The sequence below is a fragment of the Shewanella sp. SM95 genome, assembly GCF_025653595.1.
Lineage (GTDB): Bacteria > Pseudomonadota > Gammaproteobacteria > Enterobacterales > Shewanellaceae > Shewanella > Shewanella oncorhynchi.
Genome location: NZ_JAKKSE010000001.1, coordinates 338,544 through 361,472, shown reverse-complemented (window position 1 = coordinate 361,472; position 22,929 = coordinate 338,544). Strand labels below are relative to the sequence as shown.

The window sequence follows — 22,929 nt, the reverse complement described above, 5'->3', positions numbered from 1 at the left end:
CAAACTTATCCGCAGACAGGGAACGGGTCTCACCCAGAGCAAAGCCATTGATAAGTAATATTTTATTATCAATTACTGAGCGTTAACTGTTACAACCAAATGCTAAACTTTCGCTTTAGCGTCAGTGGCTTTGGCCTCAGCCTTTTTTGTATCAGCACTTTTTTTATCAGCAATGTAGCGATCGACTAATGTTTCTAAGATATCCAAAGGAACTGCACCATTCTTCAGAACTACATCGTGGAAATCCCTGAGATCGAACTTATCACCTAAGGCCAACTTGGCTTTTTCGCGCAGTTCGAGAATTTTCATCATGCCGACTTTATAGGCCGTCGCTTGGCCTGGCATAACGATATAACGCTCAATCTCTGCCGTGACATCACGATCGGACATGCCAGTATTTTTCTTCATATAGTCAATCGCTTGCTCGCGAGTCCAACGGCTATGATGAATACCTGTATCTACCACTAGACGCACAGCGCGGAACAACTCTGCCTGCAGACGACCGATATTATCAAAGGGATCCTTTTGAAAACCGAGCTCCCAAGCCAAACGTTCGCTATATAAAGCCCAACCTTCAATGTACGCCGTAAAAGGCGCCATCTTACGAATAAGTGGCATACCTTCTAACTCCATCGCCACCGCAATTTGGAAATGATGCCCAGGGATCCCCTCGTGGTAGGCTAAAGTGCGCATACCGTATTTAGGCGTAGCCTTGATGTCATATAAATTGGCATAGAAACGCCCTGGACGACTACCGTCAATCGCGGGCTGCTGATAATAGGCACCCGGTGCCGTTTTCTCTTTAAATTCAGGAATGCGCACCACTTCCATGCCTGCTTCGGGTCGAATACGGAAGGCATCACCGAGTCCCGCATTCACTTCATCAAGAATCGCTTGATAATCGACGAGGATTTGCGCCCTACCCGCATCGCTATCCTTGTAGTAAAACTTAGGATCGGCGGCTAATGCTTCAATCGCGACCGAGAAACCTTGGCTTATATCGTAACCTTCAGCGGCTAAGATAGTCATGATTTCATTTTGAATGCGATCTACCTCAGCGAGCCCTTTGGCATGGATTTCGTCCGCAGTGTAATTAGTGGTCGTGAAGAACTTCAGCAGTTGCTCATAGGCAAGGTTGCCATTTGGCAGCGCCCAATAACCATCATCCGTCCCAGCTTTGGCTTGTAGCTGGGTAAGGTAGTCGATAAATAATTGATACGCTGGATGCACGTAACCTTTAATGTCCGCTTCCACCGCTGCCAATAACCGTGCTTGCTCATCGGCACTGATATCCGTGTCAACCAATTTAGTTTTGAAGGAACTGTAGAGAATATTGTCTTGAATCGGCGTCGCGACAAACTCATTCATCTCGGTCAGAACACGCTCAATCACAAACTTTGGCGGGATAATCCCCTTAGCCTCACGAATTTTTAAGCCTTCGAGAGTTTGCGCAAACTTAAGTTTCACTTTTTGTAAACGCGACAGATAGTTTTCAGCATCGCCCACAGAATGCACTTGGTGCTGCGCCTGCATAAAGCTTGGATACCCGTTTTGCACGCCAAACAACTGATTCAGCGGATAGTTATGGTAACGATAGGGCTCAGAGACCAATGCGAAATCGGCAAGATATAGGGCAATATCCTTGGAGATACGTTGATTTTCACCTAAATCCGCATCGGAATAGCTCAATAAGGTTTCACGCAGATCTCGCACTTGCGCGAAAGTCTTATCCATCGCCTCTGGACTATTATCATCCAACTCGGCGTTATGGCCTGTAATCCCTACCGATTCTAAGAAACCCAATGAGGTTAAGGTCTCAGGGCTTTCGAAAGCCATCTTGACCACACTTCGATCTAGAAATGCGCGAAAGAAAAACGGTTTTTTCGCAAACCATTCATGGGCTGCCAGCGCCACTAATAACAGCACTAAGACTAAGCTGCCGAGTCCAATCCGTTTTAGTACTGTTTTCAACGTCATTCTCCATTCTTATTATATTCAATCTAAAGTTATCGCCCTGAATCCATAGCTCAAGCACGTTTTTATTGGATGACGAGAATACCATTAACCACAAATAAGCAACAATTCAATAACGTAACGAATCATGACAGAATCCTTACCTAAGCATATAAGCCGTATTTAAACCTAATGGAACGGATTGAAAGGTTAATCGCAGGTCAGTCATGGCAAACATAAAAAAACTTTCACACTAGATAACAATCAAAAATAAAATCTAAATAGTTGAATATTAATAGTTATATCTAATTTGCGCACTCAATGAGTCGCAAAAAAGCAGTTTCAATATGAGAGGCATTTAAAAATAAAACTATACAAACCCCTAGAGTATGTTAATCTGCACTCCGGCCTGTGATTCAGACCTATTTATAAGCAATATTATGTATTTGAAAACCTTCGCTACGCCTGTAATATTTTTTTTGCTGTCATGAAGCTTTCCACTCATAACTTATCATCAATGTAAATAATTCTATTTCTGGCTAACATACCGCATAATTGCGAATTATTTGTTTGAAAATTTTGGAGACATTCATGTCTAAAACTACTGGTGTAGTTAAATGGTTTAACGAAGATAAAGGTTTTGGTTTTATTTCTCCTGACAATGGTGGCGCTGACGCATTCGTTCATTTCCGCGCAATCGTTTCAGAAGGCTTTAAAACTCTTGCTGAAGGTCAAAAGGTTTCTTTTGACATCGAACAAGGCCAAAAAGGTCCTCAAGCTGCGAACGTAGTTATTCTGTAATTAGACTTTGTCTAATTTAAGTTAACAAGTTCCAGACAAAAATGCCGACACTATGTCGGCATTTTTATATCTGCATTTTCATCCATCTCAAAAGAGTGAACCTCAGGCCTTTAGCCATGTAGGAGCTTAGCCTCAGCTTTCTCAAGTCGCCGTGGTTTACCCACTATCAGTAAGATATCCCCTGCACGAAAAACCCAGTCCTGCTCAGGATGTTCCACTTCAGCGCCATTGCGACGAATCGCCCTTAACTCTACTTTCAATGTTTCCCACATGATATCGGCAACAGTTTTACCAATCGCATCGGCCCCACGCGGTAATGCCACCGCATGCAATGACTCTAAAGTAAAATCAGTTTCTGTACCGGAAAAGAAGCCGTGTAAAAATTGATAATGATTGCGCCGCTCAGATTCTAGCCGTTTTAGGATCCGTGCCAATGGCACACCACATTGGTGTAGTACCTGCGATACTAACATCAAGCTCCCCTCTAAAGACTCAGGGATCACTTGATTAGCTCCCGCCTTTTTAAGCAAGTCTAGATCGCTGTCGTCTTTGGTTCTAACTAAAATTTTAGCCTCTGGTGCCAATAACTTACATAAAGGTAAGACTTCTTCTAAACTACGTGACTCACAAAAAGTGATAACGATCATCTTGGCCTGTTTAACGCCCATTTGTTTTAAAATTGCCCGTTTACACACATCACCGAAATAAATAGGTTCGCCCGCACGACGCGCTTCAGTGACGCGCGTTGGATCGAGATCCAATACCAGATAAGGTACAGCTTCAGTTTTTAAAAAACGGGCAATGGTTTGTCCTACTCGGCCGTAACCAAAAATCATCACCAGCTCATGATCATCCATCATCAATGGCACAGCTTCATCCACATGCTTTGCCTGACGGATCCCCAGCGCCCACTTAGCAATATCCACACTATGACGAACTAACCAAGGAGCTATTGCCATGGAAAGCACGGCGACCATGACTAATATGGTACTGATCTCATTATTTAAAAGTTGATAGTTGACCGCTAAAGCCAATACCACAAAACTGAACTCCCCCACTTGAGCTAAGCTCATAGCCGTACTCATCGCAATTCGAAAGGGCTCGCCTACTAATCTTAAAATGCCATGAATGATCAGCGCCTTACCTAGCACAACCGCCACTAAGATCAGCAGTATCTGCCACCAGAAACGCATCACTAAGGTAAAGTCCAGCATCATGCCAATGGAGATGAAAAACAGTCCCATCAATAGATCGCGAAACGGTCGTATATCCGCCTCAAGTTGGCGGCGGTACTGGCTTTCTCCCAGCAGCATACCCGCCATAAATGCCCCCAGCGCCATAGATAATCCTAGCCACTGAGTAAAAGCCCCTGTGACAAGCGCAACGACTAAGGTCGATAATACAAACAGCTCATTGGAGCGAGAACGCGCAACCTCATCAAATATCCGCGGCAACGCCCACTTACCAAACGCCATTAAGAGGAAAAAAGCCAATATGCCTTTAAGCAAGGCAAAGGCGATGTCCGCGACCATCAAAGGTTCGCCGCCATTGGCCAGTAATGGCAATAGGATCAACAACGGCACAACCGCTAAATCTTGGAACAAAAGCACGCTGACGGAGAGTTCACCGTGGCGGCGCCTCAGCCATCCCTGTTCATTGAGTAATTTAAGGACAATAGCAGTAGATGACAACGCGATGGCAGCACCGATAACCAAGGCTTCAACCCAATTCAAGCCGCACAATAGGGCCACGCCCATGGTCAACAAGGTTGTGATCACCATCTGCGCACTGCCTAAGCCAAATACAGTGCGGCGCATGGCCCACAGCCGCGGCACAGAGAACTCTAAGCCTAAGGTAAACATCAGCAGCACAACGCCAAGCTCGGCGACAGATTGCATTTGATGCTGGGTAAACCAATGAAAACCACTCGGGCCACTCACAACCCCTGTGAGTAAATAAGCCAGAATTGCGGGTAGGCCCAAACGACGCAGCACAGCAATGGCCACAATGGCAATCACGAGCATAAGTAATACTTGGATTAAAAAGCTATGTTCCATTGGGGCTATGACTCCTGTCAAAATGCTGACGTGTCAAAAAATCTAACGCTGAGTTTTAAGCTTAACTGAATGACTAACAAAGACAAATTTTATTAACAAATATTGCGGCACGGTATTTGCTTAGACTAGGTTAGAGATGTATCGCACTAACATTTGCTGGAGTGATGATTATGGACTTTGGCCTAGCGACCGAGCTGTATCCCGACGAATATCGCTATCAAACAGAACATTATAGTCCCAATGATAATCCATTGGACTTGATACAAGTGATCCAACAACTGCATGCCAGTTTAGATCCTAGGACAGTCTTTGCCTGCTATGGCAAAGTGCTGGGACAACACTTGCCGATCCAAGGCGTGCGCTTAACCTATGGCGAGCACAAATTCAGCTGGGGCAAACGTTATGGTATCAGCGTCAAACGACAGCTCATGTGTGCAGGAATGCCATTAACGATTCAGTACCAACTGGTGACGCCATTTACGCCATCACAAACCTCAAACTTACAGGATATTGAACCGCTGTTATTGCAACCTTTATTAAATGCGTTGCAATATCAAGAAATGTCGATGCAAGCTATGTTTGACTCGCTCACTGGCTTAGGCAATCGCCATTATTACAGTCAGAGTCTCAGTAATGCGACCGCCAGAGCCCATCGAAAACAAGGAGCAGTCGCTCTCATAGTTCTCGATCTTGATAACTTTAAACAACTTAATGATAAATTCGGCCATAAATGTGGTGACTATATTCTGAAGGAATTTGGTGACATCATTCGTGCAACCATACGCAACACAGATCAAGCCTTCCGGATTGGTGGTGATGAATTCGTCATTATTGTCCAAGGCAATATTCATGCGGCTGGCTTGTTATGTGAACGGATTGTCTCGGTAATCAATCAGCACAGTAGTTTCAATCAATTTGGGGTGAGCTGTAGTTTAGGGGCGGCAGAATCACACGATACCATTGAAGCCGAACAACTTTATGAACTTGCCGATAAGGCGCTTTATCAAGCCAAAGCCGCCGGACGTAACTGCTATAAACTCAGCCAAAATCAATTAGTTTAACACGCGCAGGGATGCCAAATGAAATGCGATAACTCACTCGCAGCGCGTACCCCATAAAGGTCTAAATCAAACTGACGCGCTGCGTTCCACTCTCCTCTCGCTTTCCTAGAACACACCAATATTCCAAGATTAACTCTCGACTAGAATTCCTTTGCTTCCTCAACAAACACCTGTAAACCAAGTCCATTCGACTCAACAATAAAGCCCTTTTCAACCCACAGTCCAATTGCCATCACCAGTTGCTCGCCATAAAACACAAACCCCACCTTTTCGCGTACCCAAGGCGGAATGGCAAACTCTTGCCACAGTTTCTTTAATTCTCGCCCCTTACCCCGAGAATTAGGGTGGCAGCGAAATTGTCCCGCAAGTTGATAACGCACACTAACGACTTCATCAGGCCAAGGTAAACGGACTCTGGGACCTTGTTTTGTCACTATCAGCCTAATCTGCTCACCATTCGCTAAGCCCGCAGGCGACACGACTAATTCGGTACTATCTCCCTGTAATAAAGAAATAAAGTCATGCTGTGGCAAGGTCCAACTCACAGGCTGAGTGTGACGTTTGTGAGTTTGATACTTGAATAAATAGACTTGATTAGCAAAGCGACGGATTTCACACTCACCCACTCGAATATGCACTTTAGCATCGTCTTTCGCGTTAAGAAGCTGAGTGATGATTTGCTTAAGCTGCACCTTTGAGGGCAAAGCAAAACCTTGGGATTCAATAAAGCCACGTAAGAGTAACGCTTGCCAGTCGGCTGACTGTTCGGCAAAACCATCGAGCTTGAATACACTTTGAGTATGGTAAGGGGCTTGGGTTAACCATAAAGGTAAACGTTCACTCACCTGTAAATCCAGCGTCGCCTGTTGTTCGGCGCACAATGCCGCACTGCGACTCGCAGTTGTCGCAATACTCGGCCAACGCGCTTTTAAGCGGGGAATGATTTCTAAGCGTAAAAAATTTCGATCGTACTTATCGTCTTGATTACTTTCATCTTCGATATGCACTAAGCCCTGCTGTTTTGCGTAGGCTTCAATTTGCTCACGGCTGATATCCAATAACGGCCGCAGTTGTCTGCCATGTGTTAATGCTTGCACTTGTCCCATGGCCGCCAGCCCTTTAGGCCCCTGACCCCGCTTGAGTGCCAGTAAGATAGTCTCAAGCTGATCGTCTTCATGGTGAGCCGTCAGCAACACATCATTGGCACTTAAATGCCGCTCAATCGCCAGATAACGCGCTTTGCGCGCTTCGGCTTCAAGGCTCAATCTTGGCCCGCGATTAACCGTGACTCGCTCAACCGTAACAGGCAAACCGTAATGCAGACCCCGCTCAAGGCAATGCTGTGCCCAAGCCTCAGCGTTATCGCTTAGGCCATGGTGTACATACACTAGCTGATAAGTAAACTCCGGGTGTTGCCGTGCAAACCGGCTTAAACCAAAGGCTAAGACTTCGGAATCAACTCCGCCACTGTAAGCCAGCACTAACTTGCAGTCAGGGGCTAACGATTGCGCAGCCAAAAAAGCACTGATATGCGCGCTGAGATCGCCAGCAGTCAATGCTTCGTCAAACTTAGCCGACATAAGTTAACTTCATCTGTTTACACCTAAGACATTCGCCAACATTAGAATAAAATTCTCACCTTGTTTGGCCCGAGCAATGATTCGAGCGAAAGCATTAAATCATCGGTTGGATTCACTCGCCAAGCATCGGCGAGTCTAAACTGACCTTTGGCTTGAGCTTGAGTGTAATTAATCACCACAGGCACAGCGCCGTTACGCCACGGGCTTAGGGCTTGCTCGAAAGTGTCTAACGCCGATGGCGTTAACTCGCTGCCATCCATATCAATTTCCAGCGCTTTGGCAAAGTGGCTGCGCGCCTCACTGATATCTATGATGTTACGCGCCGTCATACGGTTACCGCCGGCAAAATCATCGTAACTCACCTCACCTTCACAAATGAGGATGCGGTCTTTCTCCAGCAGATGATTAAACTTTTCAAAGGCTTCAGTAAACAACATGATTTCAAGACGTGCGCTCTTATCATCGAGCGTCAACAGACCCATTTTCGAGCCGCGTTTGGTCAGCATCACTCGCGTTGCCACCACTAAACCCGCAGCCTTAGCGGTTTTACCGCGTTCGGTGGGATGCACATCTTTCAAACGACCGGACGTGTAATGCTTAAGCTCTTTTAAATATTGATTGATCGGATGACCAGTCAAATACAAGCCTAGGGTTTCGCGCTCGCCTTCGAGCCAAATTTTATCTGGCCATGGGGTACATTCGACAAACTGCTGCTTACTGTCTTCGGGTTCACTGTTGAGCAAACCAAACATATCGTGTTGGCCAATCGCCTCGGCTTTGGCATGTTGATCAGCAGCGCGAATCGCTTCGGGCAAGGTTGCCATCATAGACGCACGATGCGGCCCTAGAGTATCGAGTGCGCCCGCGCAGATCAGCTTTTCAATCACGCGCTTATTGAGCTTTTTCAAATCGATACGGGCACAGAAATCGAATAAATCCACGAAGGGGCCATCTTTACGCGCCTCTAAAATCGATTCAACTGGACCTTCACCCACGCCTTTAATGGCGCCAATGCCATAAACAATGCGCAAATCATCATCGACGGTAAATTTGAACAAGCCTTTGTTCACATCCGGAGGAATGAGCGGTAATCCCATACGCTCGCATTCATCGACCAAAGTCACAATTTTATCTGTGTTGTCCATATCAGCCGACATTACCGCCGCCATAAACTGCGAAGGATAATGGGTTTTTAGCCATAAGGTCTGATAAGACACAAGCGCATAGGCGGCTGAGTGAGATTTGTTAAAACCGTAGCCAGCGAACTTTTCCACTAAGTCGAAGATCTTCATCGACAAGTCGCCATCGACGCCGTTATTGATTGCGCCCTCTTTAAAGATACTGCGCTGCTTGGCCATCTCTTCGGGCTTTTTCTTACCCATAGCACGGCGCAACATGTCGGCGCCGCCAAGGGTGTAACCCGATAACACCTGTGCAATCTGCATCACTTGCTCTTGATACAGAATAATACCGTAGGTCGGCGATAGCAGTTCTTTTAGGGATTCATGCTGGTACTGAGAATCGGGATACGATACTTCCTCGCGCCCATGCTTACGCTCGATGAAGTTATCTACCATGCCCGATTGCAAAGGCCCAGGGCGGAACAATGCCACCAGTGCGATCATGTCTTCAAAACAGTCAGGCTGCAGACGTTTAATCAAATCCTTCATACCGCGGGATTCCAACTGGAATACCGCCGTGGTTTCATATTTTTGCAACAAGCGGAAAGATGCCGCATCCGTTAACGGAATCGCTTCGATACGCACAGGTGGGCGACCGTTTTTGACCTCGACCTTGTTCACCATTTCCAGTGCCCAGTCGATAATGGTCAAAGTACGTAAACCCAAAAAGTCGAATTTAACTAAACCTGCGGTTTCGACGTCGTTTTTATCGAATTGTGTTACAGGGTTTTTACCTTCTGCATCGCAATAGAGCGGCGCAAAATCGGTAATTTTAGTCGGTGCAATCACCACACCACCCGCGTGTTTACCCGCGTTACGCGTCACACCTTCGAGCTTGCGACACATGTCGATCAAATCTTTTACGTCTTCATCGGCATCATAGGATTCTTGCAGGGCTGGCTCGACCTCAAACGCTTTCGCCAGCGTCATCCCAGGTTCTGGTGGAATGAGTTTAGAAATTCGGTCAACGAAGCCATAGGGATGACCCAGCACACGGCCAACGTCACGAATAACCGCTTTTGCCGCCATAGTTCCGAAGGTGATGATTTGCGATACCGCTTCGCGGCCGTACAATTCGGCCACATGGTCGATCACTTCATCACGTCTATCCATGCAAAAGTCGACGTCAAAGTCGGGCATAGAAACCCGCTCAGGGTTGAGGAATCGCTCGAACAGTAAGTCAAATTCTAATGGGTCTAAGTCGGTAATCTTAAGCGCATAGGCCACGAGTGAACCCGCGCCCGAGCCACGACCAGGCCCGACTGGAATACCGTTATCTTTACCCCATTGGATGAACTCCATCACGATCAAGAAGTAACCGGGGAACCCCATCTGGTTGATCACTTTAAGTTCAATGTCGAGGCGCTCATCGTATTCGCCGCGTTTCTCGGCGCGCACCTCAGGATCAGGGAACAAAAACTCGAGCCGCTCTTCAAGACCCTTCTTCGAACAGTCGACCAGAAAGTCTTCAATGGACATATCGCCCGTCGGGAAGTTGGGCAGGAAATATTCGTACAAACGGATCGTTACATTACAGCGTTTAGCGATTTCGACACTGTTCGCCAACGCCGCAGGAATGTCGGCGAATAGTTCACACATTTCCTCTTCGCTACGCAAATACTGCTGTTCACTGTATTTTTTAGGTCGACGAGGATCGGCAAGGGTAAAGCCATCGTGAATTGCCACCCGAATTTCATGGGCATCAAAATCTTCGGGTTTAAGAAACACCACCTGATTGGTCGCCACAACAGGGATGCCCTTCTCCTGCGCTAAGGCCACCGCCATATGCAGATAACGCTCTTCATCGGGGCGACCTGTGCGGATCAGTTCGAGGAAATAACGGTCAGTGAAATGGGTCTGATAAAAGTCGCATAAAGATTCGACTTGTGTGCCATTACCCTTGAGCAGTGCCTTACCCAGATCGCCTTCTTTGGCGCCCGATAACAGCAAAATGCCTTCGTTATAAGTGAGTAACCACTCTTGGTCTATCACTACACGGCCGGCCACTTGGCCACGCAAATAGGCTTGACTGATGATTTGAGTCAGATTCTGATAACCGACATTATTCATCGCAATAATGGTTAAGGCGCATAATTCGCCTTCAAATCCGGGCACTTGCATCCAAAAATCGGCACCAATAATCGGCTTGATCCCCGCACCATGGCAACCACTGTAAAACTTCACCAAACCACAAAAGTTATTTTGGTCAGTCAAGGCGACCGCGGCCATTCCCTGCGCTTCCACCTGCGCCAAAATAGGCTTGACCTTGGCCACGCCATCGGTCATAGAGAAGTCACTGTGGACACGAAGATGCACAAAACGAGGATCGGACATAATTAGGATTATCTTTGAATAGCAGGTTAACAATAACTAGAAAGCAGACTAACAAAGTCACGCAGCCAGAGCCAGTGACTTTGCTGGATAACGGGAACTTATACCCAAACAACCTGAAACTCGTATCTTCAGGTGGCTTGGGAGCACAACTTACAGTCCCAGTAATGCCTTGACGGGTTTAAAACTTTTACGATATTGGTCAAATACCCCATGTTCGGCGATGGCCTCAAAATGCGCCTTAGTCGGATAGCCCTTATGCTTAGCAAAACCGTATTGCGGATAAGCAGCATCGAGCACATCCATCTCACGATCCCGCGTCACTTTGGCGATAATCGATGCGGCACTAATACTGGCAATTAAACCATCACCTTTAATGATGCTGTGACTGGTAAGCGAGGCGCCATTATGGGCAACAAATGCTGGACTGCGATTGCCATCGACTAACACCAACGCAGGCGCAATCTTAAGCCCAGCAACCGCGCGCTGCATTGCCAACATAGTGGCATGCAAGATATTAAGCGTATCGATTTCAGTAGGACTTGCGCGGCCCACGTGATAACACAGGGCTTTTTCACAAATCTCATCAAACAAAGCTTCGCGGCGCTTCTCACTGAGTTTCTTGGAATCATTCAGACCACTGATGGGCTTGTTTGGATCTAAAATCACAGCCGCAGTCACTACATCGCCGACTAATGGCCCACGGCCGACTTCATCCACACCAGCAATTAATCCCGTCGAAAAGGCCAGCAAATCGGCTTCGGTTAAACTTTTAAAAGTTGCCACTAGTTAGCCTCCAGCGATTTAGCATGACTTGGTTTAGGCTCAACCAGTGCCATTACCGCTTCAGCGGCTTTTAAGCTCGCATCACGGCGTAACACTTGGTGCAGGGCATCAAACTCAGCTTTGAGCGGCGTAAAATCTCGATTTAACTCGACTGTGACCGCTGCAGCTATTTTCTCTGGCGTGCAATCTTCTTGAATGAGCTCAGGGACGAGATCTTTTCCAGCCAGTAGATTCGGTAACGAGAAACGCTCGACCTGCATCATGCGCTTAGCAATCCAATAGGTCATAGGGCTAACACGATAAGCCACCACCATTGGACGCTTGACCAACATGGCTTCTAACGTCGCGGTGCCAGATGCTAATAAAATGCCATCGGCAGCCGCCATGACTTCGCGCGACTGACCTTCGACCATATGAATTTCGAGATCCGGTGCAAAATCCTTCAGCGCTTGCTCAAATTGCTCACGGCGTTTTTGATTGACCAGTGGCGTCACAAAACGTATATCAGGGAAGTTCTGTTTAATCAGTAAAGCCGCCTTCACGAAAGGCTCAGCCAGTTGCTTTAACTCGCCACCACGGGATCCCGGTAGAATAGCTAAATATTCTGCATCGGCATCGAGTTCAAGTAACTGACGCGCCGCCGCTTTATCGCTTCGCAACGGAATATCATCCGCTAAGGTATGACCCACAAAGGTGCAAGGTACTTGATGCTTGTCATAAAAAGCTTTCTCAAATGGCAATAACGACAACACCATATGGGTCGCCTTCGCGATTTTGAATATACGTTTTGGGCGCCATGCCCACACGGATGGGCTCACATAATGGACGGTTTTAATACCGCGGGCTTTAAGTTTAAGCTCGAGGCCTATATTAAAATCCGGTGCATCTATGCCAATAAAACAATCGGGCTTAAGCGCGGTGATCTCTTTAATCAAGGATGACCGCACTTTTAATAAGCGAGGTAGACGAGATAACACTTCAACGATTCCCATCACTGCGAGTTCTTCCATCGCAAACAGGGATTTGAAGCCTAGGGCTTCCATGCGGGGTCCACCGATACCGACAAAGCGCGCATCGGGATGGGTCTTTTGCAGCGCAGCCATTAAACCTGCACCTAAAATATCGCCTGAGAGTTCTCCGGCAACCATGGCAAACACTAATGGAGTTTTATTGCTCATAAACCAATCACGTCTCATGAATTAATGGCATTGGATGAAGAGGTAAACCACACCTAAAATGCATCGTTCCAAGCCTACACTTATGTTAAGTTAATGATTCAATTAATGACTAAGCTCATTTATGGTCGAATGCATTGATGAATAAACGCATTTTTAACGACTACGTCTACCACAAAAAAGGCTTAAACCAATAATACAAAAGGGCATAAAAATGCCCTTTTGTTGTCATGTGGTCATCAAGTTAGCGAATAATGCCGCGACTCGATGACTTTACAAACTCAAGCAGTAATTTGACTTGCTCATCGTTCTGCGCATCTTCAGCTAATGCTTCAATCGCTTCTTCTACCGTTAAGCTGCTACGATATAACGTTTTATAAGCACGACGCACGGCTAACTGGCTTTCTTTAGAAAAACCGCGACGCTTCATACCTTCGCTGTTTAAGCCGCGAGGCACTGTCGGTTGACCCGCTGCCATCACAAAAGGAGGCACATCCTGCAAAACTAAAGAACAACCGGCAGTAAACGCATGGGCACCAATATGCACAAACTGATGTACGCCTGTCATACCGCCTAAAATCGCCCAGTCACCGACGTGCACGTGACCTGCAATAGATGCGTTATTCGCCATGATGACATTATCGCCGACCACACAGTCATGGGCGATATGCACATAGTTCATAAACAGGTTATTCGACCCAATACGGGTTTCACTGTTATCTTGAACTGTACCGCGGTGAATGGTCACGTTTTCACGGATGACGTTATTGTCGCCAATGATCAGTCGTGTCGGCTCGCCAGCGTACTTTTTGTCTTGGCATTCTTCACCAACGGAGGCGAATTGAAAAATACGATTCCCTTTGCCGATAATCGTTGGACCTTTGACCACCACATGGGAACTCAACCAACAATCATCACCAATTTCGACGCCCGCACCGATATAGGTCCAAGGGCCAATAGTGACGTTATTGCCAATTTTTGCATCGGGATGCACAAACGCTAATGTATCTATCACTGACTAATCTCTCTGCGGGCACACATGATTTCAGCGGAACAAACCACTTCACCATCCACTTTGGCCTCACCGTAGAAAACGCCAATCCCGCGGCGCTCTTTAATCATTTTGACATCAAAATGAATTTGATCTCCTGGCTCAACCACACGTCTAAAACGCGCATTATCGATACCAGCAAAGTAATACAACACACCTGGCGGTGGTACATCACTACTCATCGTTTTAAAGGCTAACAGGCCAGTTGCCTGTGCCATCGCTTCTAAAATAAGCACACCTGGCATCACAGGTTGTATCGGGAAATGTCCCTGAAAAAATGGCTCATTTATTGAAACGTTTTTGATCGCCTGCAGACTAACACCAGGAGTGTAATCAAGCACACGATCGATCAATAGGAATGGATATCTATGGGGTAGATATTTAAGTATTTCTTTAATATCCATAGTGTTCATTTGATTAGACACGAACCGAGTTCCTCAAATTGCCTTGGGGCAATTAATCTGGTGTTTTTAAATTTTTTTCCAACGTTTTAACACGCTGGAACAGTTCATCTAACTGACGGAAACGAACTGTATTTTTACGCCAAAGTTTATTTTCCATTGCCACGGTGGCAGAAGAGTATAAGCCAGGCTCACGCATATTAGTGGTGATATTGGTAGCACCAGACACATGCACACCATCGGCAATGCTCAAATGACCTGCGATGGCACAACTACCGCCAATAATACAATATTTACCGATAGTGACACTGCCTGCGACAGTAGTACTGCCTGCGATAGCAGTATTTTCGCCGATAATATCGTTATGGGCAATTTGCACTTGGTTATCAATAATCACACCGTCGTGGATCTCTGTATGGCCTAATGCCCCACGATCTACCGTTGAATTAGCACCAATCTCAACCCGATCGCCAATACGCACGCCACCTGTCTGCGGAATTTTAATCCACTGACCACGTTCGTTAGCATAACCAAAACCATCTGAGCCTAATACGGCACCCGAATGGATAATACAATCCTGTCCTAAATGCACATCGTGATAGACGGTGACATTAGCCCACAAACGTGTTTTTGAGCCAATAACCACATCTTGTCCCAGCACAACACCGGCACCAATCTGCACATTTTCACCTAAAATGACGTTCGCACCAATCACAGCATTCGCGCCAATAGCGACACCTTCCCCTAAATGGGCTGAAGAATCAATTTGTGCCGAAGGATGGATACCTACCGCCGCTTTGGGTGTCGTGTCCAAATACTGAGCAACACGAGCAAAACCGACATATGGATCTTTTACAATTAACGCAGTACCTTGATAATCCTGCGCATCTTTAGCTGACAATAACACCGCACTCGCTTGAGTTGCCTCAAGCTGAGAGCGGTATTTACTGTTGGCTAAAAAAGAGATCTGACCCGCCTTGGCATTTTCTAAGGTCGCCACACTATTAATAATTAGCGTTTCGTCGCCTTGGATATCACCGTCTAATAACAGGCATAGCTCTTTTAAAGTCACACTATTCATCTATTACTTGCCTTTGCTTAAGGCTTCAACCACTTTGCCACTGATGTCAGCGTTAGGCTTAACATAAATGACAGCACCACGTTGTAATACCAAATCATATTGGTCTTTTTCAGCGATAGTGTTGATGGCTTTTTGCACTTTAACTAACAGTTTATTTTGCTCTTCACCTTGGCGACGACGTAGGTCTTCATCCAATGCTTTGCCTTTTAACTGATATTCAGATTTTAGCGATTCCATTTTACGAACCAGCTCAGTTTTTTGTGCATCGTTCATTAATGCACCATCACGTTGCTGTTTCTCCATCAGAGAACGCATTTCTTCTTGCATTTTTTGGACATCAGCTACGCGATCACCAAACTCTTTCTTCAGAGATTGAGAGATCTGTTCACGTTGTGGGAGCTGTTCAAACACAGCGCCCATATCCACTACGGCAATTTTCTCAGCATGTGCCACTAACGGCGCGCCTAACAAAACTAACGTCATCAGCGCACAATTTACCATCTTGTTCAAAATAAACTCCTTGTTACCTTGTTATTGTCAGCAAAACTTGCCGAGTGTATGCCTTTTAAAAAGTTTTGCCAATATTGAAAGAGAAGATCTCCGTTTGGTCACCTTCATATTCTTTAAGCGGCCACGCCAAGCTGAACACCATAGGTCCCATAGGTGATAACCATTGCACACTCAGGCCCCAAGAGGCGCGCAGGCGTGCTGGATCACTAAAGTCCTGTAACTTAGCAAACTCTTCCGCAGGCAAACTATTTCGATAAAAATCATAGTCAAACTCAGTATCCCAGACGTTACCCGCATCGACGAAGAAGCTAGTACGAACTGAGTTAGTGTAAGCCTCATCCAAGAATGGGGTTGGTACAATCAACTCCATACTTGCCGTTGCAAGAGCATTACCACCGATAGAGCGGCCAGAACTGACTTGAATGCTATCAGGATCCGGTTGAGGGAAGTTACAACCATCACCCGATGGATCCAAGCAAGGTTCGCTACCACTATACATATAGAAGGAGCGAGGACCGACCGAGTTTGACTTAAAGCCACGTAGTGAGCTACTACCACCTGAGTAATAGTTTTCCCAGAAAGGCAAAATTTGGTCATTATCATTAAATTGACCATAACCGTTACCATAACCTAATCGACCACGGGCCAAGAGCACAACGCTCTGACTGCGGTTAACAGGAAAATAGAAGTTAGTGTCAAAGTCTGTCTTAAAATACTGTAAATCAGACCCTGGCGAAGTCATTTTGCCATTCAGACGCTGGGACGAGCCATCTGTTGGGAAAGTGCCACGGTTCAAGGTACTACGATACCAGCCTAGGCTGAGTTCGAAGTTATCAAAACTTAAGTCGGCATTCGGATCATCATCACGATAGATGTTATAGAAACGACGTGCCTGCTCATAGGCAGAAATTTCAGAAATCGTGTTGTGACGATAGCCAATACCACCATTGATACGGTTGTATTCGTTAATCGGGAAACCCGAGTTAAGCGCCACACCATACGAACTGTTTTTATAGCGTTCTAAGTTAGCTTCATTGGCGTCAAACTCACTCCAATAAACGCTCCCGCCTAAACTCACTCCGTCTTTTGTCCAGTACGGATCGGTATAGGATAAGTTAACGTTTTTAGAGTACTTATTTGTACTCAAGCTAATACCCGCTTGATTACCTGTACCTAAGAAGTTGTTTTGCTGTACGCCAAACTGCAAGCTCAGACCTGATTCAGTACCATAACCGACACCCGCGTTAAATGAGCCCGATGGCTGCTCTTTCACTTTAACCGCAACATCAACTAAGTCATCAGTACCCGGCACTTGAATGGTTTCAGTGTCAACGGTTTCAAAGAAGCCCAAACGGTTAAGACGGGCTTTAGATTGCTCAACTTGCGCTGAGTTTAACCAAGCGCCTTCCATCTGACGCAGCTCACGGCGCATCACTTCATCTTTAGTCACTGTATTACCAGTGAAGTTAATCGCCCGTACGTAAACACGTTTACCCGGTTTAACATTGATGTTTAAGGTGACTTCTTTAGTCTTATCATCAATTTCAGGGTAGGTTTTCACTTCAGGGTAAGCATAACCGAAGCGGCCTAAATACTTGCTGTACATTTCTTCGGTGAAAGTCACATCACCGCCGTTGTACATATCACCTGCTTTGATTGGCAGAATTGATTTCATCAACTCTTCACGGCCCATCAAATCACCCGTCAGGTTTACTTCTTTAACTTTATACTTCTCACCTTCATCTACGTTGATGGTGATATATAAACCTTTACGGTCAGGCGTCATGGCCACTTGAGTCGAGGTGACTTCGAAGCGGATATAACCTTTATTGTGATAATAGGTTTTGATGGTCTCGAGATCGGCCTGCAGCTTTTGCTTCTGATAACGGCGTTCGCCGAACAGATCCCACCAAGCCACATAATCTTTAAGTTCCAGCATGCCAATCAACTCAGCATCGGTGAACTCATGATTACCGACCACGTTAATTTGGCGGATTTCGGCCGCTAAACCTTCGGTAAACTTAAATTTCAGCTCAACCCGATTACGGGGTAAGTTAATCACTTGAGCTTCCACTTTCGCGCCGTATTTACCCACGCCGTAGTAGAAATCCTGCAGACCCTTTTCAATACCGGTCAACATAGTGCGATCGAGCGACTCACCGACTTTAACGCCAGAACCGTCCAGACTTTCCTGTAACTGTTCGTCTTTAATGTCTTTGTTGCCATCGAATGTCACGGCACTGATGGTAGGACGTTCAGTGACTTTCACCACTAATACGCCGCCATCTCGGCTCACGGAGACATTTTCAAAGTTAGTCGATGCATACAAGCTTTTAATCGCTTGCTGGATTCTTAACTGGTCAACAGTGTCACCTACTTTTACTGGTAAGCTTAACAAGGCAGCACCGAGTGCAACTCGTTGCAAACCTTCAACTTGGATGTCGGTCACTTCAAACGGTTGGAAAGTATCAGCCAACACAGTCCCTGAAAACGACGCACCGACGAATAACATCGAGGCAAAAAGTTTATTCAATCTCATAGAGCACTTCTAATTATTAGTCTGTCCTTGCTCAGAGTCGGGCAAAATCATTGAAAAGCGCAACGCTCATCAACATCAGCAGTATTGCTGCCCCAAATCTGAATCCTATTTCCTGCACCTTTTCAGGTACAGGTTTACCAGTTATTACTTCAATAAAGTAATACAGCAGGTGTCCCCCATCGAGCACAGGTAAAGGCAGCAAGTTAATGATGCCTAAATTGACGCTGATGAGCGCGAGGAACCCGAGAAAATAGACCAAGCCATAGTTTGCACTACTGCCCGCACCCTGTGCGATCGAAATGGGTCCACTCAGGTTTTTCACCGACACATCGCCGGTAAATAATTTGCCAATCATCTTAAAGCTCACAGCAACAAGTTGCCATGTTTTATCCGCTGCTATACCGAAAGAATCGATTGGTCCATATTCAAGTTGTAAACGCATATTGTCTGGCCATTGTGCTTGGGTTGGGCTCACCCCGAGCATACCTATCTCTTGGCCATCGGCATTTTTACTGCTTAAGGGTGTCACTGCCACATTAAACTGTTCGCCATTGCGACGCACAGTTAAACTCACAGGCACATTGGCAGAATGTTGAATAATGTCAACAAAAGCCTGCCAATCGGTATAATTTTTACCATTTATTGCGACTAAGGTGTCACCGACTTTTAGCTCACTATTCGCAGCGGCACTGTCAGGACTAATCGCAGCAATGGTGGGGACGATTTCGGGACGATAAATCCCTAACCCTAATGCCGTAATCGGGGATTCTTTTTCAGGATCAAAACGCCAATTACGCGTATCTAAGGTATAAGACCGCGCACTAGAGTCTAAACCTTGCAAACCATTCAATGGCGTTAGCGATACACTCAGACTTTCATCACCTATGTGGCCGACTAAAGCTAAATTCACCTCTTCCCAGTTACGCACAGCCTGACCGGAAATGGCCGTTATTTGCATTGGCTCTGTGATTTGAATTTGCGCAGCAGCAGTCCCGGGGGTCGTCGAGATGATCACAGGCTTAAGTGATGGCACACCAATCAGATACATAAAATACAGGGCAACGATGGCAAAAATAAAGTTAGCAATTGGACCTGCGGCCACAATCGCAATACGTTGCCATACGGTTTTACGATTGAACGCTTGATCTTTTAATTCATCGGGAACGTCTTCAACACGCTCATCGAGCATTTTGACATAGCCGCCAAGGGGGATCATGGCTAACACATATTCAGTGCCGTCTTTACCAACACGGCGCCAAATAGCCTTACCAAAACCAATGGAGAAACGTTCGACTTTCACGCCACAACGTCGCGCGATATAGAAATGGCCGTATTCGTGGGCAGTAATTAACAGACCCAGTGCAACGATGAAAGAACCTAAGTTCCATAAAAAATCTAACATCCCACTCCTTACGTTATAAATTTAATCACTCAGCTATTGCTAAGCGATGCTTGCTAATGTCTCACGCGCATAGACGCGGGTTTGCGCATCTAAGGCTAAAATATCTTCTATGCTGCCCATAGGACGTTTAGGCACAGTGACTAAACAAGCCTCATTCACTTTTGCAATTTGTGTAAAACCAATTTGCCCCTGCAAGAATGCTTCAACAGCGACCTCATTGGCAGCGTTTAATACGGTTGTAGCCTCTTGGCCTTGGGCACACGCCTCCATAGCCAAAGCCAAACAGGGGAAACGTTCAAAATCAGGTTCATAAAAGCTTAACTGTCCGACTTTGAAAAAATCTAAAGGTTCAACGCCCGAATGAATTCTTTGCGGATAAGCCATGCAATGGGCAATCGGTGTGCGCATATCTGGGTTACCCATTTGGGCGATAACCGAACCATCACGGTACTGCACCATAGAGTGGATCACGCTTTGCGGATGAATAACCACTTTAAGTTGCTCAGCCTGAGTATTAAACAACCACCGCGCCTCAATGAACTCTAAACCCTTATTCATCATAGTGGCGGAGTCAACAGAGATTTTAGGTCCCATGGACCAATTAGGGTGTTTACAGGCTTGGGCAGGCGTCATGGCCGCAAGTGTCGCAAGATCCGACCGCAGGAAAGGTCCGCCAGAACCGGTTAACAAAATATGGGATATACCCGACGCAGCTAAATCGCAACGGCCGAGGTTAGCCTGCACTTCTAGGGGTAAACATTGAAAGATAGCATTATGCTCACTGTCCACGGGCAATAGCACAGCACCAGAGCGCTTAGTCGCCTCAATAAACAACTCACCCGACATGACTAAAGCTTCTTTATTGGCCAGTAATACTCGCTTTCCCGCCTTCACGGCTTCAAGGGTTGGTACTAGCCCTGCCGCCCCGACAATCGCTGCCATTACGGTATCCACTTCGGCAGCCGTCACTAAACCGAGTAAATCGTTTATGCCAGTAGTGACTTGGATATTGAGCGCAGCGGGTAAAACGGCGCGTAACTGTTTCGCAGCCTCTTCATCCACCATATGTGCGACTTTCGGTTTATGGGCTACACACAAAGCCAGCATCTTATCAACGCTCGCATTGGCCACCAATCCATAGATGCTATAAGCCAATGGATTAGCCGAAATCACGCTTAAGGTACTAGCACCAATTGAACCAGTAGCACCCAAAATCACCATATTTTGCATAGCGTTACATCCAGAATGCAATGTAGATCAGGGTAAACACCGGCAAGGCTGCAGTCAGGCTGTCGATGCGGTCGAGCACGCCGCCGTGACCGGGCAAAATAGTGCCAGAATCTTTAATACAGGCCGCACGCTTAAACATACTCTCAGATAAATCGCCCAGCGCTGACACTAAAGCAACAAATAAGGTCACTGCCACAACTAAACCCAGTTCTTGCTCTGGCGAATAATACATAACACCGGCAACCACGAGCATAGTCGTCACTAAACCACCAACTAGGCCTTCCAAGGTTTTAGCAGGGCTCACTGCAGGCATCAGTTTCGTTTTACCTATCGCTTTACCGACGAAGTAAGCCCCAGAATCTGCTGCCCACACAATCAACATCACTAACAGTACTAACACTGGGCCGTAATAGGGAGAAGTTTGTGAACTAATGGATTTGAGCGCGATAAGAGCAACAAAGCAAGGCACTAAGGTTAACTGTCCAAACATGGACTTAAACATAGGATTCTTTTGCCAGAACTTAGCGCTTTTAGGATAAGTTACCACTAATAATAGTGATGCTAACCACCAGAATGCACCAATATAGAGAATGGCCAAATAGATAGGATGTAACTGGTGGCTTAACCAAACGGCATCAATTGGCACAATCAGATTAATTGCCACCAATAAGATACCAACTGTGAAGGTAAAGCTCCACTGAGTGACATCACACTGATTATCGATAATTCTTCCCCATTCCTTTGCTGCAATAAGGAAGACGGCAACTAAGGCCCAGGCGAAGTAGCTGGCAGGGAGCAAAAATATCGCCCCTAAAACTAATGGAACTAACCAAGTTGCTGTTATTATTCGTTGTTTTAGCAAAAAAAATCCCTCATGAGGTTTTACAATGCACGCATCTCATCAATCTGACTTCCAGTCAGACCAAAACGGCGCTGGCGACTTGCAAAAATGGCTATCGCTTCATGAAAAGCCTGTTCATCGAAATCAGGCCAAAGGGTGTCGGTAAACACCAATTCTGCATAGGCCGCCTGCCACAGCACAAAATTGCTGATGCGACAGTCCCCGCCCGTGCGGATCATTAAATCAACTTCACTCTGATTTTGCATGCACAAATGTGCACTTAAGGCTTCTTCGGTGAACTGACTGCTGGTCATTTCGCCAGTTTCGACCTTTTCCGCTAATTTTTGTGCTGCTTGAAGTATGTCCCAACGGCCACCATAGTTAGCCGCAACATTCAGAACCAAGCCAGTATTGCGAGATGTCTTCTCTTGGGCAGCAGCAATTTGCTTCTGTAATCGCGCCGAAAAGCGGCTGATATCGCCAATAATGTTGAGCTTAACCTGATTCTTATCCAGCAATTTAATTTCGCGCTGTAATACGGTAAAAAACAACTCCATCAGCAAGCTGACTTCTTTATCGGGTCTACGCCAATTCTCGCTAGAAAATGCGAATAAGGTTAGCGATTCAATGCCTAATTGGCTTGCCGTGCTTACGGCTCTTCTAACGGCCTTAACACCAGCCTTATGTCCCATCACTCGTGGTTTACCTTGGGTTTGTGCCCAACGCCCATTGCCATCCATGATAATAGCAACATGCTTAGGTAACGACTGTTTCACGAGTTCGGGTAATTGTCCCGGCAAGGTCGTTTGAGTGTATAAATCACTCTCACTCGTCCTAGGGTGCGGATCAAGTTCCACTGTGGATGACATCTAATACAGCCCTTTAAAATAGACAAACGCCGTGTAGTATACCCCTACACGGCGCATCAACTCTAGCTTATCGAACTGAG

General features: G+C 46.2%; 17 protein-coding genes. 2 read left to right on the top strand and 15 right to left on the bottom strand.

Features of this window, described 5'->3' with window-relative positions; translation table 11 throughout:
- Positions 1-102: 102 nt before the first annotated feature.
- Complete coding sequence (locus tag L5M29_RS01600; protein WP_263165831.1) at positions 103-1,977, bottom strand: DUF885 domain-containing protein; 1,875 nt, start codon at positions 1,975-1,977, stop codon at positions 103-105.
- A 567-nt stretch (positions 1,978-2,544) separates the two neighbouring features.
- On the opposite strand from L5M29_RS01600, the gene L5M29_RS01595 reads away from it, so the two are divergent.
- Complete coding sequence (locus tag L5M29_RS01595) at positions 2,545-2,754, top strand: cold-shock protein (protein ID WP_006080998.1); 210 nt, start codon at positions 2,545-2,547, stop codon at positions 2,752-2,754.
- A gap of 110 nt (positions 2,755-2,864) precedes the next feature.
- On the opposite strand, the gene L5M29_RS01590 is transcribed toward L5M29_RS01595, so the two are convergent.
- A complete protein-coding gene (locus L5M29_RS01590; RefSeq protein ID WP_263165830.1) occupies positions 2,865-4,811 on the bottom strand; it encodes a monovalent cation:proton antiporter family protein in 1,947 nt (648 codons plus the stop codon).
- 170 nt (positions 4,812-4,981) lie between these two features.
- On the opposite strand from L5M29_RS01590, the gene L5M29_RS01585 reads away from it, so the two are divergent.
- Positions 4,982-5,872 (top strand): GGDEF domain-containing protein, encoded by an 891-nt coding sequence (locus L5M29_RS01585; protein WP_105249714.1) that lies wholly within the window; start codon positions 4,982-4,984, stop codon positions 5,870-5,872.
- 140 nt (positions 5,873-6,012) lie between these two features.
- Here the strand turns inward: L5M29_RS01585 and tilS are convergent, their stop codons facing one another.
- The 13 genes from tilS to L5M29_RS01520 form a co-directional block, all read right to left on the bottom strand.
- On the bottom strand, positions 6,013-7,452 hold the full coding sequence (gene tilS / locus L5M29_RS01580; RefSeq protein WP_263165827.1) for a tRNA lysidine(34) synthetase TilS: 1,440 nt from the start codon (positions 7,450-7,452) through the stop codon (positions 6,013-6,015).
- Positions 7,453-7,493: 41 nt separating this feature from the next.
- The gene (gene dnaE / locus L5M29_RS01575; RefSeq protein ID WP_198573602.1) at positions 7,494-10,967 is read right to left on the bottom strand and encodes a DNA polymerase III subunit alpha; all 3,474 of its coding nucleotides are present in this window, start codon (positions 10,965-10,967) and stop codon (positions 7,494-7,496) included.
- Between the two features lie 150 nt (positions 10,968-11,117).
- Positions 11,118-11,750, bottom strand: a complete 633-nt coding sequence (gene rnhB, locus L5M29_RS01570) for a ribonuclease HII (RefSeq protein ID WP_263165825.1) — start codon at positions 11,748-11,750, stop codon at positions 11,118-11,120.
- Positions 11,750-12,928, bottom strand: coding sequence for a lipid-A-disaccharide synthase (gene lpxB / locus L5M29_RS01565; protein WP_113938987.1), 1,179 nt, complete (start codon positions 12,926-12,928; stop codon positions 11,750-11,752). The genes rnhB and lpxB overlap by 1 nt, the downstream gene beginning before the upstream one ends.
- 241 nt (positions 12,929-13,169) lie before the next feature.
- A complete protein-coding gene (lpxA, locus tag L5M29_RS01560) occupies positions 13,170-13,940 on the bottom strand; it encodes an acyl-ACP--UDP-N-acetylglucosamine O-acyltransferase (protein WP_028760598.1) in 771 nt (256 codons plus the stop codon).
- Entirely contained in the window at positions 13,937-14,401 is a 465-nt protein-coding gene (gene fabZ / locus L5M29_RS01555) for a 3-hydroxyacyl-ACP dehydratase FabZ (protein WP_006080990.1), read from the bottom strand. The genes lpxA and fabZ overlap by 4 nt, the downstream gene beginning before the upstream one ends.
- A gap of 31 nt (positions 14,402-14,432) precedes the next feature.
- Complete coding sequence (gene lpxD / locus L5M29_RS01550; protein WP_263165823.1) at positions 14,433-15,458, bottom strand: UDP-3-O-(3-hydroxymyristoyl)glucosamine N-acyltransferase; 1,026 nt, start codon at positions 15,456-15,458, stop codon at positions 14,433-14,435.
- A gap of 3 nt (positions 15,459-15,461) precedes the next feature.
- Positions 15,462-15,959: an OmpH family outer membrane protein gene (locus L5M29_RS01545; protein WP_028760600.1), complete on the bottom strand. Its 498-nt coding sequence runs from the start codon at positions 15,957-15,959 to the stop codon at positions 15,462-15,464.
- 64 nt (positions 15,960-16,023) lie between these two features.
- Positions 16,024-18,507, bottom strand: a complete 2,484-nt coding sequence (bamA, locus tag L5M29_RS01540; RefSeq protein WP_263138105.1) for an outer membrane protein assembly factor BamA — start codon at positions 18,505-18,507, stop codon at positions 16,024-16,026.
- Between the two features lie 31 nt (positions 18,508-18,538).
- Positions 18,539-19,909: a sigma E protease regulator RseP gene (rseP, locus tag L5M29_RS01535; RefSeq protein ID WP_263165821.1), complete on the bottom strand. Its 1,371-nt coding sequence runs from the start codon at positions 19,907-19,909 to the stop codon at positions 18,539-18,541.
- Between the two features lie 39 nt (positions 19,910-19,948).
- Positions 19,949-21,139, bottom strand: coding sequence for a 1-deoxy-D-xylulose-5-phosphate reductoisomerase (gene ispC, locus L5M29_RS01530; protein WP_263138103.1), 1,191 nt, complete (start codon positions 21,137-21,139; stop codon positions 19,949-19,951).
- 4 nt (positions 21,140-21,143) lie between these two features.
- A complete protein-coding gene (locus L5M29_RS01525) occupies positions 21,144-22,001 on the bottom strand; it encodes a phosphatidate cytidylyltransferase (RefSeq protein ID WP_105249720.1) in 858 nt (285 codons plus the stop codon).
- Between the two features lie 20 nt (positions 22,002-22,021).
- On the bottom strand, positions 22,022-22,849 hold the full coding sequence (locus tag L5M29_RS01520) for an isoprenyl transferase (RefSeq protein WP_028760605.1): 828 nt from the start codon (positions 22,847-22,849) through the stop codon (positions 22,022-22,024).
- Positions 22,850-22,929: the final 80 nt, after the last annotated feature.